This is a genomic window from Selenomonas ruminantium AC2024, assembly GCF_000687995.1.
Classification (GTDB): domain Bacteria; phylum Bacillota; class Negativicutes; order Selenomonadales; family Selenomonadaceae; genus Selenomonas_A; species Selenomonas_A ruminantium_B.
The window spans coordinates 2,749,684-2,762,377 of the sequence record NZ_JIAC01000001.1 but is presented as its reverse complement, the minus strand read 5'-3'; the positions used below and the strand labels follow the sequence as shown (position 1 = coordinate 2,762,377).

The window sequence follows — 12,694 nt, the reverse complement described above, 5'->3', positions numbered from 1 at the left end:
TACCGTTAATGGGCAAAAAAAGCAAATGCTAGGGACTTAAGTCTTAGTTTAGATATGGGGGAATTCATATGATTTATCACCTATTTTACTACAATTTACAAAAAATAACCGGAAAAGTGTTGACTTTTCCGATATAAAGGTGTTATTCTGTTAACAATTCATTAGAAAGTGATTAGAGAAACTTTAAGGAAAGATTAAGGCGTTTGAGACTAAAAGCCTAGATGCATCTCTTAGAACGCCGAGGTAGTCGCATTTTAAGGATGGGAACAGATGAAAAAGTGGTTGTTGGAAACAAAACTTACCTATAAGCAGTGGGTGTCGCTGGCTGTATTTGTCAGTTGTCTGTTGGGATTGATGGTGTATATGTCATTATCCGGCACAGAAAGTTCTGCTCAGGATGGACCTAAGGTAGAGATGGTGAAGGTTGTAGTAGCCAAGCAGGATATTCCAGAACGCACGATTATCAAGGATAATATGCTGAAAGTCGTGGATATGCCGGCTGATGTGGTACCTGCCGAAGCCGTGCGTGAGGTAGGCGAGATTACGGGCAGCCCCACGAGCGTTGCGATTCAGCAGGGTGATATTCTGACCACGAAAAAAGTTTATGCGGATGTTCGCATGGCTGGGTTTACCGGAACGATTCCTCCCAACTGCCGCGCGGTGTCTGTAGCAATTACCGATATTACCGGTGTTTCTGGCTTTGCAAAACCAGGCGATTATGTGGATGTAATGGTGGTTTCCGGAACGAAGGAAAGCGGCCTGCGGGGCGAAATTCTCTTGCAGAATGTGCAGCTCCTGGCCATTAATAAGACGGGCGGCTCGGCGGCAGAAGTGGACGAGAAAAAATCTGCTGACAGCAAGAAAGATGGCAATGAAGGTGCCATTAAGGGCAGCGGCGATGCTATGGCTACAGCAACGTTGGCCCTGCCGCTGGATGAGGCGCTCAAAGTAGCAACGGCTTCCCAGAAGGGAACGATTTATCTGGTGCTTCGTCCTGTAGCTCCCACGGATATTTTTACGATTAATACGGATTATGTGATTCCCGGTGAACGCAAGATGGAAACGGCGCCGAAGGCTAGTGCGCCAAAACCAGCACCTGCTCCGGCACCAGCGCCTGCTCCGGCAGCTGCCAGCGCGCAGCCTGCTAAGCCTGCAGCACAGAGTGGAAGTTTTACCATAATCCGTGGTACGAAGAATAACAGGGAGGACTAAATTGTATACAGGAACGAAAATCGCGCTGGGAATGGCAGCGGTGACTACTATCATGGCACCGGCTCCGGCTTATGCCTATGCACAGCCTTTGTGGCTCGGTGTTAATCAGGCTTATTATTTGAGCACCAACAGCGCGATTACAAGAGTAGCTGTCGGCAACCCCAAGATTGCTGATGTGCAGGAACTGGGCAAGTTTGCCATCAATATCGTAGCGATAAAGCAGGGAACCACGACAATAAACGTCTGGACGGCAAATGGAATGCGTCAGGATTTCACCGTCAGCGTAAATAATGAAGATAAAGGTCTGGCCGCAGCCATTGAAAAGGCTATTAATTTGCCGGGCGTGACCGTGCAGATGGTAAACAACAGAGTGCTTTTGCGCGGCACAGTCAATAATCAGTATGAAAAGGATTTAGCCTTCAAGGTTGCCTGCCTTTATGTGGGAGATGACCCCACGAATACCAAAAGTGATACGATGAATTTGGGCAAAAGCGGTTCGAGTACGGTTACGACGTCAGTAACGACAGAGGAGCAGAGAGACAGCAGTGCGCGGGTTATTAACCTTCTGGATATGGAGAATCCTGACCAAATAAATATGGAAGCCCTGGTTATCGAGATTAATTCCGATGAGGCAAAGAAATTAGGGATAACTTATTCGTCGCAGACGACGGACGGCAGTACGACGGGAGGCATAACGCTGAATGAACCGGGAACTTTCTACGCAGGTGAAAGTTTTGGTGCTCAGCGCTCCAAGGGAAGCCATTGGTATAACCGGAACTGGCTCTATACGCATTTTTCCAAGATTAATGCCCAGCTTAAACTGCTCGTGGAGCAGGGCAAGGCTCGCGTAGTTTCCCGCCCCAATATTACGACCATGAGTGGCAAGTCTGCCGGCATTCTGGTAGGCGGTCAGATTCCTTACCCAGTTGCATCTTCTTCGAGCAACAATATTACGGTAGAATACAAACCTTATGGTATTTCCTTGAACCTCATCAATCCTACGGTGGATAAACAGGGAAATATTACCGCGAAAATCAATGCGGAAGTCAGCCGTTTGGATTGGACAAACAGTGTTTCAGCCAACGGCTATAATATGCCGGGATTGTCTACGCGTTCTGCTCAGACCGTTGTGAATATTCCTTCGGGCATGACCATGGCTATCGGCGGTCTCTTAAATTCCGAGGATAGCAAAATCGTACAGAAGGTGCCTTTGTTAGGCGATATTCCCATCTTGGGTGAGCTGTTCAAATATCACAATGACAGCCGTCAGAAATCGGAAATCATGATTCTGTTGACGCCGCGGGTGGTTAATGAGCGTACGGAAGTGAAGATGTCGGATAAGATGGCGGATTACTTCAACGACAGCCGCCGTGAAGTGCGGGATATGCAGAGTGTGGATGTGAACGGCCCCATTCCGGAGAAGCCGGACAAGAAGAAAAAGGTAGCGGTTCAGGATGAAACCAGTCCCTTAGACAATATCATGCCGGTAAGTGGCAGTCAGGGCAATTAAGGAGACTTCGAGAAATTATGGGTGAATTTACACAGGAAATAAATGGTGTTGTCATCACCTTTTTCAGCACCGCTTCGGCGGTGGGTAAGACCCTTATCAGTACGAATATGGCTTCGGAGCTGGCCCGTCAGGGGAAAAAAGTCTGCCTGGTGGACTTTGACCTGCAGTTTGGGGATGTGAGCAATTATTTGCAGCTCATGCCTCAGCGCACCGTTTACGATTTGCAGCAGGCCATGAGCTTGCAGGGAAATGCTGTGCGGGCGGAGGAATTTCTGACGCCTTACGAATACCACAATGTGGTGTTCTATGTACTGCCGGCACCCCAGCGTTTGGAAGAAGCCTACAATATCGATGCAGATAAGGCGATTGCCATGATTCGCAAGTTGCAGAAAGTCTTTGACTATGTGTTGGTGGATACCACGTCCATGTTCAGTCAGCTCAATCTGGCTTTGCTGGATTTGTCCACTATTGTCAGCTTTTTGGGCATTGTGGATTTCATTCCTACCATTAAGAATATGAAAATCGGTGCGGAGACGCTGAAAAAGCTCAACTACGACAAGAACAAGATTCGCTTGATTTTGAACCGCAGTAATGCCAAGACTCGTATCAGCATCGATGATGTGGAAAAGCTGCTCGGAGAACCTTTTTACCATATTCTCCCCAATGACTTCCAGGCGGCCAGCCGTTCCATCAAAGAGGGCGTGCCACTGGTGCTCCGCTCCGAAGGAAGTGAGCTGGGCGATGCTTTGCGGGACTTGGTAGCCCGTTATACCAATCGCGTTTATGACGATGATGTAGTGGATGAAGATGTGCCGGAATCCTGGCTGGCCAGGATTTTTGGCTGAAAGGAGATAAGCCATGGATTACCGCGTACTGCTGGCGGAGTCGGACAGACTGATGCTGGAGCGGCTCGGTCAGGTGGTAAATGATACGCCGAATTTTACCCTGGCGGCAAAATTCCAAAATGTCAGTGATGCCTTAGGGCAGGGGGCTGTGTTCAATCCCAACCTGATATTACTGGATATTGAGCAGCCCGGGGGCATGGGGCTTATTGACGAGTTCAAGAAGGCCTATCCCGGCGCGGCCATCCTCTGCATGGGGGAAAAGTGGCAGGCGGAAAATGCCAGCCACAGTATCAAGGCTGGTGCCAAGGGCTATATCATCAAGCCGTTCACTGGCATGGAACTGCAGGAAACCGTGGAGACTTTTTCACGGCTGGGCAGCGAAGCCGGAGCGGAGACATTGGTTTTTTTCAGCCCCAAGGGCAAGAGCGGCAAGACCACTCTTATTGCCAATCTGGCCATGGCACTCGCGCGAAAGACGCGGGAGCCGGTGGGCATCATCGATGCAGATTTGCAGTTCGGTGATATGGCCGTGTTCTTTAATCTTGCGCCTCAAACCACGATTGTGGAAGCGGTGCGGGATGCTAAGTTCCTGTCTCCGGCGTCGCTCAGCTCTTACTTTATGCCGGTGGCGCCCAATGTCAGTGTGCTTTGCGGTACACCATCGCCGAACATGATTGATAAGGTGGAGATTGACAAACTGGAAAACCTTATCGCCATGAGCCGCAGCCTGTTCCGCTACATTCTCATTGATGTACCGGCAGGATTTAATCCGACTTCCATTGCGGCGGCGGAAAGCTCTAATACCACATTCCTGGTCAGCATGATAAATGGTGCTTATGAGATTGACCATATGAAACGGGCTTTGGATGTGTTCCGGGATTGGGAGGATATGGAGGACAGGGCAAAGGTAATCTTTACTCGTGTGGAACCATGTGATTCTCGCTCCAAACTGGAACTTTCGCAAAAATTGGGCTATCCCGTTACGGAGATAATTCCCAATGAATATACGATTGTTTCTGATGCCGCCGATAAGGGCAAGATGGCTACGGATATCCGTCCGGACAGCCCCTTGTCACGGCAGGTAGACAGGCTGGCCGATAATATCATTGGCAGACAGCATCGCATAAGGTGGGCTGCCGTATGAGAATTGCACTAGCTTTGACGGTGACCTTGCTGGTCTTTGCCCTGCTGATGATGCTTATCCGCATCAAGATGCGGCAGCATAAAGATTTGGTCAATCGCATGGAGTACTTCTCTGGCTCGGCGGTACGCTTGCGTCAGCAGGAATTGCGCGGTGTGCGCACGGCTGCGGTGGCTAAGGATAGATTCCGTGAGTTCGTGCGGCGGGCGGGCCTTTTCGTCCAACGCCTCCAACATCGCGGCAACAGTATGGACTTCAAAATGCAGCAGGCGGATTGGCCGCTCTTAGGTTCTGAATTTGAAGTAATGCTGGCCATCTTTGGTGCCATCTGTGCTGTGATTACCTTGGCCGCGACACTGGAGCCGCTGATGGCTTTACTGGCCTTCGCTGGTGGTGTGCTGGCAGGTTTGCTGTTCCTGAACATCTACATCAAGCGGCGGCAAAAAGCATTTACCAACCAGCTGGGCGATATGCTCACCATGGTAGCCAACGCCCTGCGGGCAGGCTTTAGCTTTATGCAGGCCTTTGAACTTATCGCCAGGGAGATGGATGCTCCTATCGGGCGGGAAGTGCAGAAGGTTGTTAATGAAGTAAATATCGGCGTGGATTTGGAAACCGCCTTGGATAATATGCAGAGGCGGGTTAATAGTCCGGATTTTGAGCTTGTGGTTACTGCTGTGGTAATTCAACGGCAGGTGGGCGGTAATCTGGCGCAGATATTGGATACCATTAGTGAGACTATCAATGAGCGCATTAGGATGCGCCGGGAAGTAATGGCACTGACTGCGCAGGGGAGAATGTCAGGAATTGTGCTAGCACTTTTGCCTGTAGGTGTTGCTGCTATGATGATGATGATAAATCCAAATTATTTACAACCGCTATTTACAGAAACTATAGGTAAGATGTGTGTTGTAGGTGCAGTGGCATTTGAAGTGATAGGGTATTTTGTTATCCAAAAGATTGTTACAATCAAAGTATAATTTTGTGTGTCAATCCTAATAGGGATTTTCATAAATAAATATTTATCTATTTTTAGGGAGGATTTCAGAATGAAGGAAATCATGGAGTATTTGAAGGTTCGTTATTGCAGTGAAAAAGGTCAGGGCATTGTGGAGTATGCACTGATTCTTGCATTTGTAGTTGTATTGGCTATTGCTTTGTCATCTGGTGACAATAGTTTAAGTACAAAGATTAAAGCTGTATTCACTAAAGTTTCTGGGCAGCTCCAATAATCAAATTATAATTGACTAGCATGGAGGAAGAATTATGCGAAATTTGCAAAGAGGACAAGCTATTGTGGAGTTTGCTATAGTTCTTCCTCTATTTCTTTTATTAGTTTTTGCCATTTTTTTTATTGGCATGATGATGGTAGATTATTTGACTTTAAGCAGTCTGGCTCGGAGTAGTGCTAGGGATGCTGCAGTGATAAGAGTAGAAGACTATAAAAAATATAAATATCAGGAAATACGAAGTAAGTACGAAAATAATAAATTACCGATAGATATTTTTGAATGGAATCCTAAAACATCGAAAGAGGATTTCAAAATAACTTATGAAAAGAACAGCCAAAATGTTAAAGTGGAAATGAAGGCTGCGTTAAATACAGATGGATATGCATTGGCAAAAGTTGTGGATAACTTAGCTGGAAGTAAAATGAAAAAAATCAAAATTAATGTCACTTACAATATGTATAGTGAGAATAAATTGGAATAAGAGGAGAGAAATTAATGTCATTATTGACGCGTCTGGGGCGCAGGGATGGAAAAAATCGGCAAGTGAAAATCTTTGCCGCACAGGATGAAGCCCAAGATTTAGCAGATGAACGCTCCTATCAGGCGGTAAAACATCGCATTCATCAGCGTATTGTCGATGAAATGACTCCTGCCGAACAGGTGGTACTTTCCAGTATTCATCAAGACCCGCGCAAGGTGGAAGCTATTATTGACACTTATTGCCAACGAGCCTTGGACGTTGACCCCTTCGCTATTCCACGTGGGGAAAAGGCTCGCTTGATTGCCGATATTCGGGATGAAATGCTGGGATTAGGCCCAATTGAGCCTCTTTTGCAGGATGACAGCATCACAGAAATTATGGTCAATGGCCCTAAGAAAGTTTTTGTGGAACGGTTGGGCAAGCTGGAACTCACGGATGTGCAGTTCCATGACAATGCACATGTAATGAATATTGCCGAGCGAATTCTTACGCCGTTGGGACGCAGAATTGACGAGTCATCACCGTTGGTGGATGCCCGTTTGGAAGATGGTTCGCGTGTCAATATCATCATTCCGCCGCTCTCCCTTACCGGCCCGGCTATTACGATTCGTAAATTCTCCAAGAAGCCGTTGACGGTGGATAATCTTATTGCCTTTGGTACTATTGATGAGAAGATGGCAAAATTTTTGCGGGCCTGTGTCAAAGCGCGAATTAATATTCTGGTATCTGGCGGTACAGGCTCTGGTAAAACCACCACCCTCAATGTGATTTCCTCGTTTATTCCCGAGGAAGAACGTATTGTTACCATTGAGGACGCGGCAGAACTTCGCTTGCAGCAGGAGCATGTAGTGACTTTGGAATCCCGTCCGGCGAATATCGAAGGGGAAGGGCAGATTACCATTCGCGATTTGGTACGCAATGCTCTGCGTATGCGCCCCGATAGAATTATTGTCGGTGAGGTGCGTTCCGGCGAGGCGTTGGATATGTTACAGGCTATGAATACAGGTCATGATGGTTCCTTGACTACGGCACATGCCAACAGCCCTCGTGATGCACTGTCCCGTTTGGAAACCATGGTGCTGATGAGTGGTTTGGAACTACCGGTGCGGGCTATCCGCGAGCAGATTTCGTCAGCTATTGACCTGATTATTCAGCAATCCCGCATGAAGGATGGCAGTCGTAAGATTACCCATGTGACGGAAGTTCAGCATATGGAAGGTAATACCATTACCATGCAGGATATTTTCCGCTATCAGCAGCAGGGCTATGATGAAAATGGCAAAGCTGTAGGACGTTATGTGTCTACAGGATTGAAGCCTAATTTCCTGGAGAAATTTGCTGTGAATGGTGTAGAGCTTCCCGAAGATTTCTTTGCAGCAGCGGATAGTGGCAGGAGGGAATATTTTTGATGTTGGTAATGCTTTTTTCCTTGTCTGTGTCATTGGTAGTGTTATTGCTGCTGATGAGCGTTATCCGTAAAAAGATTTTGCCTCAGGCCAGTGTACGTCAACGCGTTTTGTCGTTGGATGCCTCACAGTCGGCTCCTGTTGTCATGAAGAAAAATGACGGACAGCGAAAACTGCGGGATATTCCTTTTATGGAGCGTGTAGTAAAACCTGCTGGGGAGCAGATGGCTGCCTCCATCAGCCGTTTGGCACCGAAACAGCTGCAGGTTCTTATCGAAAAGAGATTGGTAATGGCTGGTAAGGCTAACGAGTGTACGCCACCGCAATTTATGGTCATCTGTTTTGTGGGTGCCCTTTCCATGTGGTTCCTCATGTTTACATTGGGGGAGAACAGCAATTATATGCTGATTCAGCGTGTGGCATTTATGCTGATTGGTGGCATGTTAGGTGGCTTGATGCCTGTGGTGTGTCTTAACATCATGGCGCAGAAACGGCAGGCAGAGATTGCCCGTCAGTTGCCGGAGGTGCTTGACCTTTTGTGTGTCAGCGTTCAGGCGGGCCTTTCCTTTGATGCAGCCTTGCGCAAGATAACTGACCGCATGAAGGGCGAACTCATCAGCGAGTGCAAGCGTTTGCAGGAAGATATCCGCATGGGCATGGTGCGCCGTACGGCAATGAAAAATCTCGCGGCCCGCTGTGAAGTGCAGGATGTTTCCTTGTTTATGACTTCCATCATTCAGGCAGAACGTTTGGGCACTAGCATGAGCAAGACGCTTAAAAATCAGGCCGATAATATCCGGGAACGCCGCAGACAGTATGTTAAAGCTGAAGCCATGCGCGCCCCGGTAAAAATCGTCTTTCCCTTGGTGCTCTTTATTTTCCCGGCATTATTTGTCGTAACTTTAGTACCAACCTTGTTATTCTTGATGAAAAATATGTAACAGTCAGGAGCGACAGTTATGCAAACTTATATGAAGAACATCACGAAAAAATGGCGCCAAAGTGGCGCCATCTTAGCATTTACAGCTTTGCTGCTGCCGATGATAATCGTGGGCACAGGACTGGCGGTAGATTTAGGCAATATCTATGTCCAGTACAGCCGCCTGCAAAATGCCGCCGATGCGGCAGCACTTGCTGGGGCTCATGAGTATGCTGTGCAGGGCGAAAAAGTAAATTCCCATCCTAAAGCCAATAAAATGGCAGAAAAGTATGTGCAGGGAGATTATCACAATCTTGACCAGTCAGAATCTATAGCTGACAAGAAGTTTCAAGCTCAAACCAAGGACAAGAAAACATACTACCGTGTTAAGTTGACGAAAGAAGTGCCATTGTACTTTTTAGGCTCAATCTACAAAAAAATCAGTGGGAAAAATACGTTTACTGTGCCTGCCTCCAGTGTAGCGGCAATACAGGGGCAGGCAGAAAGTGGTGGCTTCTTTGAAAACATGTTTGTTTTTAAGGACAAATTTGATGCGGTTAATTCCTTGGAAAATCCTGATAAGTTATCAAATAATAGCTATTCTACAGATTCTAAGAATATGCTTACTACTACCTTTGATGGACGAATAGTTTACACCAAAGGTGATGGAGTAAATAATCCATCATATAAGTATGATTCATTGACCTATAGTACACAGACAAACAAACTCGACCGCTTTTTTACCACTGCAGCACAAAATCATAACAAGAGCAACAATATAAATACGCTAATGGAGAGCGGTGCGAAGGAAAAAGCGAAATTTGACAGCAATGGAACATTGAAAAGTGGTTATTGGAGCCAGGCTGAATACTATAACTATAATTTCCAAACATTTTATGACTATATGGAGCAAAAGACTGCGAATACCAGTAATAAAGCAACGGACCAAACGGTTAAGACCTCCAGTTCGTTATTCAAAAGTGATGTTATTCGTGTACCGCATACAGGGAGCATTCCTAATCTGACAATTGAAGTTGATACCAATCTGGGGAATAGTGATAAACCTGTATATATTTATGTAGAAGCGGGAATGGGCGTAGTTAATATTAACTTGAATACAGATACAGGCCGTCCTTTGATAATCTGTATAGCTGGTAGTGATAGCCAGAGATCGCAGGTTCATTTTAATTTGAATGGACATACGTTCAAGGGCGTAGTTTATGCTCCTTATTGTGATAAAAATGAAGGTGTATTAGTTAATGCTGAGAACAGTACGTTTATGGGAACAATTGTGGGGTCCTCAATTAGTCTGAGAGGAAATCGCAGCTCCTATAAATATAAGGACTATACAGGCAAAGGCGGCGGTTCAAGCGCTGGTGGAGCAGTCAGCACTGATGGTATAGCCTTGGTCGGTTCAACAGAAGGTCTTAGCTGGGATTAAAATAAAACTCCTCCAAATCGTAAGTCAAAAACTTTACGGTTTGGAGGAGTTTTTGACATTCAATTCAGAAACTCTCCGATTTGTACATCTTTTGCCTCCCCCGCACTCACTTCCACCACGCCCCAGGCCTTCCAGCACCAGGCCAGGCCAATCCAGGGCTTCACGTTGCGGGCGACTTTGAGCACTTTGTAGTCCTTGTCGATGAAAATCGCGTCAATGGCAAAGCGCATGAAGCACATATGGATGCTGTTGCAGGGCGCGATGAGCAGGGCGTGGCCTGCGGGGAGGCGCTTGCGCAGCATAAGGCCCCGGAAGCGGGCGAGGAAGGTATCAGCCATTTCGATTTGTAATTGCATAATATCACCGTTTTCTAAGAAGTAGTCATGCAATCTATTATACATGACTACTTTTATTATGGAAAGAATGTGTCGATATAAACTGTACAGGCAGGAATTTTTCGGATAAAGGGAAAATTACCGTTTACGGCGAAACTAAAATGTAATAAGATATTATCCGGGAGTGTAAAGTATGTTAAAAGAATGGAAGTTAAGCGCCGCTGTACCGGAGGCGGCTGATTTTGCCAGAGAACTGGGCGTGACCAGGAGTCTGGCAAATATATTATGGAATCGTGGCATCTGCACCCGGGAGGCAGCGGAAGTTTTCTTGCAGCCGGAGAAGCAGGCCTTTTATGACCCATTCCGGATGAAGGATATGGATAAGGCTGTGGCCCGGATTATCGAGGTCATAGATAATGAAGAAAAGATTGTGGTCTATGGGGACTATGATGTGGACGGCATGACGGCCACGACTTTGCTGGTGCATAACCTTCGGGCTTTGGGAGCCAGCGTGGATTTTTATATTCCCCATCGTGAAAAAGAAGGTTATGGCTTTAACCTGCCCGCACTGCAGAGCATTGCCGACAGTGGCGTAAAGCTGCTTGTGTCTGTGGACTGCGGCATCGCTTCAGTGGATGATGTGGCGGCCATGGCAGGCAAATTGGATATCATTGTAACCGACCATCATCTGCCGGGGGAAAATCTTCCGCCGGCGCTGGCGGTGGTCAATCCTCATCGTGAGGACTGCCCCTACCCGGATAAAAATCTGGCCGGTGTAGGCGTGGCCTTTAAGCTCTGTCAGGCTTTGTGGCAGGAAATGCACGGTCAAAGTTACGAGCAGGATTTGGAAATCGTGGCTCTGGGGACTGTTGCCGATATTGTGCCCCTGCTGGGAGAAAACCGCAAGATTGTGGCGACAGGGCTTAAAAAAATGCGCAAATCCTCCTTTGTGGGGATGCGGGCTTTGGTGAATGTTTCCGAAATACGTGAGGAGGAACTGAACACCGGGCATGTGGGCTTTCGGCTGGCACCCCGCCTCAATGCTGCGGGGCGTATTGGTTCAGCCCGCAAGGGCGTGGAACTTCTGCTCACCAAGGACGAAGCGGAAGCAGAATCTTTGGCTATGGAGCTGGATATGCTCAACAGTCAGCGGCAAAGTATCGAACAAGAAATTCTAGCTAAGGCCGAGGCTGAACTTGTCGGTGTGGATGTGAACAACCTGCCGGCCATTGTGGTGGCCGGGGAGAAGTGGAATCCCGGTGTAATCGGCATTGTGGCTTCGCGTCTGGTGGATAAATATTACAAACCGACGATTGTTTTCAGCAAGCAGGAGGACGGCGTCTGCAAGGGTTCCTGCCGCAGTATCGAAGGACTTCATATGTACGAAGCCCTGAGTGCCTGCAAGGAACATATTTTGCAGTTCGGCGGCCATTCACAGGCAGCAGGTTTGTCGGTGAGCCTCGAACAGCTTGAAGATTTTAAGCAGGCATTTGCCCAGGTGGCAGAATCTACTTTGACTGCAAATGATTATGTGCCCAAGGTGAAGGTGGAAATGGAACTTTCGCCGGAGGAAATCACTTTTGAATTGGTGGATGAACTGGCGAAATTAGAGCCCTTTGGCATGGCTAATCCCAAGCCGCTTTTCGGTGTGCGGGGGATTCGTGGAACTTCGCCGCAGGCCATTGGCAAGGAAGGGCAGCATCTGCGCTTTCAGGTGGGAAGTCCGGCAGAGCCTCGCACAGCCCTGCTTTGGAATCGCAGCGATTATGTGGGCATCATCAACAGTGAAGTCATTGATATGGTGTACAGTCCTGCTGTTAACGAGTGGCAGGGCAACCGCAGTCTCCAGTGCATGGTGGACAGCATTGCCCCGGCTGACGGGGAACGGATTTTCCCGGAGCGCGAACAGCTGGTTGATATTTATAAGTTCCTCTATCAGATTCAGCAGAACGAGGATTATATTCCCTACACTGCCGAGCAGCTTACGGTGGATTTCTGCAAGCGGGGGAGTCATATTTCCCTCTATACCATGAGTCTGGGCCTGCGGATTTTTCAGGAACTCAATCTTTTGCGTATGGATTTGCAGGAGAATTGTTATTACCTACCCAAGGCCAGCGGCCGTATGGAATTAGAAAGTTCGCCTACCTATCGGAATGGGCGGCACCGCTAAGG

12 protein-coding genes are annotated in these 12,694 nt (G+C 47.6%); 11 read left to right on the top strand and 1 reads right to left on the bottom strand.

Translation table 11 applies throughout. The annotated features are described in order from the left end of the window. The first annotated feature begins 270 nt into the window (after positions 1-270). From cpaB to P157_RS0113075, 10 genes are all read left to right on the top strand, one after another. Positions 271-1,212, top strand: coding sequence for a Flp pilus assembly protein CpaB (cpaB, locus tag P157_RS0113120; protein WP_026761403.1), 942 nt, complete (start codon positions 271-273; stop codon positions 1,210-1,212). A 1-nt stretch (position 1,213) separates the two neighbouring features. After that, positions 1,214-2,722 carry a type II and III secretion system protein family protein gene (locus tag P157_RS0113115; RefSeq protein ID WP_026761402.1) on the top strand — a complete coding sequence of 503 codons (1,509 nt, stop codon included), beginning with the start codon at positions 1,214-1,216 and terminating at the stop codon, positions 2,720-2,722. Positions 2,723-2,739: 17 nt separating this feature from the next. After that, positions 2,740-3,567, top strand: coding sequence for an AAA family ATPase (locus tag P157_RS0113110; protein ID WP_026761401.1), 828 nt, complete (start codon positions 2,740-2,742; stop codon positions 3,565-3,567). Between the two features lie 13 nt (positions 3,568-3,580). After that, the gene (locus P157_RS0113105) at positions 3,581-4,711 is read left to right on the top strand and encodes a response regulator (protein ID WP_026761400.1); all 1,131 of its coding nucleotides are present in this window, start codon (positions 3,581-3,583) and stop codon (positions 4,709-4,711) included. Continuing rightward, positions 4,708-5,688, top strand: coding sequence for a type II secretion system F family protein (locus P157_RS0113100; protein WP_026761399.1), 981 nt, complete (start codon positions 4,708-4,710; stop codon positions 5,686-5,688). Before P157_RS0113105 ends, P157_RS0113100 begins: the two co-directional genes overlap by 4 nt. Positions 5,689-5,757: 69 nt before the next feature. Then, positions 5,758-5,940, top strand: a complete 183-nt coding sequence (locus P157_RS0113095; protein ID WP_026761398.1) for a Flp family type IVb pilin — start codon at positions 5,758-5,760, stop codon at positions 5,938-5,940. A gap of 34 nt (positions 5,941-5,974) precedes the next feature. Beyond that, positions 5,975-6,421, top strand: a complete 447-nt coding sequence (locus P157_RS14650) for a TadE family protein (RefSeq protein WP_037368380.1) — start codon at positions 5,975-5,977, stop codon at positions 6,419-6,421. 14 nt (positions 6,422-6,435) lie between these two features. Beyond that, complete coding sequence (locus P157_RS0113085) at positions 6,436-7,830, top strand: CpaF family protein (protein ID WP_026761397.1); 1,395 nt, start codon at positions 6,436-6,438, stop codon at positions 7,828-7,830. After that, entirely contained in the window at positions 7,830-8,768 is a 939-nt protein-coding gene (locus P157_RS0113080) for a type II secretion system F family protein (protein ID WP_026761396.1), read from the top strand. Before P157_RS0113085 ends, P157_RS0113080 begins: the two co-directional genes overlap by 1 nt. A gap of 18 nt (positions 8,769-8,786) precedes the next feature. Next, on the top strand, positions 8,787-10,187 hold the full coding sequence (locus P157_RS0113075) for a Tad domain-containing protein (protein WP_026761395.1): 1,401 nt from the start codon (positions 8,787-8,789) through the stop codon (positions 10,185-10,187). A 59-nt stretch (positions 10,188-10,246) separates the two neighbouring features. On the opposite strand, the gene P157_RS0113070 is transcribed toward P157_RS0113075, so the two are convergent. After that, entirely contained in the window at positions 10,247-10,543 is a 297-nt protein-coding gene (locus P157_RS0113070) for a DUF192 domain-containing protein (protein ID WP_155266774.1), read from the bottom strand. 172 nt (positions 10,544-10,715) lie between these two features. On the opposite strand from P157_RS0113070, the gene recJ reads away from it, so the two are divergent. Then, positions 10,716-12,692 carry a single-stranded-DNA-specific exonuclease RecJ gene (gene recJ, locus P157_RS0113065; protein WP_026761393.1) on the top strand — a complete coding sequence of 659 codons (1,977 nt, stop codon included), beginning with the start codon at positions 10,716-10,718 and terminating at the stop codon, positions 12,690-12,692. The last annotated feature ends 2 nt before the right edge of the window (positions 12,693-12,694 follow it).

What these genes read in the sequence shown, in the direction of transcription:
- P157_RS0113100 (WP_026761399.1), top strand. Translation starts at nt 4,708, where the DNA reads ATGAGAATTGCACTAGCTTTGACGGTGACCTTGCTGGTCTTTGCCCTG.
- P157_RS0113105 (WP_026761400.1), top strand. Translation starts at nt 3,581, where the DNA reads ATGGATTACCGCGTACTGCTGGCGGAGTCGGACAGACTGATGCTGGAG.
- P157_RS0113085 (WP_026761397.1), top strand. Translation starts at nt 6,436, where the DNA reads ATGTCATTATTGACGCGTCTGGGGCGCAGGGATGGAAAAAATCGGCAA.
- P157_RS0113075 (WP_026761395.1), top strand. Translation starts at nt 8,787, where the DNA reads ATGCAAACTTATATGAAGAACATCACGAAAAAATGGCGCCAAAGTGGC.
- recJ (WP_026761393.1), top strand. Translation starts at nt 10,716, where the DNA reads ATGTTAAAAGAATGGAAGTTAAGCGCCGCTGTACCGGAGGCGGCTGAT.
- P157_RS0113095 (WP_026761398.1), top strand. Translation starts at nt 5,758, where the DNA reads ATGAAGGAAATCATGGAGTATTTGAAGGTTCGTTATTGCAGTGAAAAA.
- P157_RS0113110 (WP_026761401.1), top strand. Translation starts at nt 2,740, where the DNA reads ATGGGTGAATTTACACAGGAAATAAATGGTGTTGTCATCACCTTTTTC.
- P157_RS14650 (WP_037368380.1), top strand. Translation starts at nt 5,975, where the DNA reads ATGCGAAATTTGCAAAGAGGACAAGCTATTGTGGAGTTTGCTATAGTT.
- P157_RS0113080 (WP_026761396.1), top strand. Translation starts at nt 7,830, where the DNA reads ATGTTGGTAATGCTTTTTTCCTTGTCTGTGTCATTGGTAGTGTTATTG.
- P157_RS0113070 (WP_155266774.1), bottom strand. Translation starts at nt 10,543, where the DNA reads ATGCAATTACAAATCGAAATGGCTGATACCTTCCTCGCCCGCTTCCGG.
- cpaB (WP_026761403.1), top strand. Translation starts at nt 271, where the DNA reads ATGAAAAAGTGGTTGTTGGAAACAAAACTTACCTATAAGCAGTGGGTG.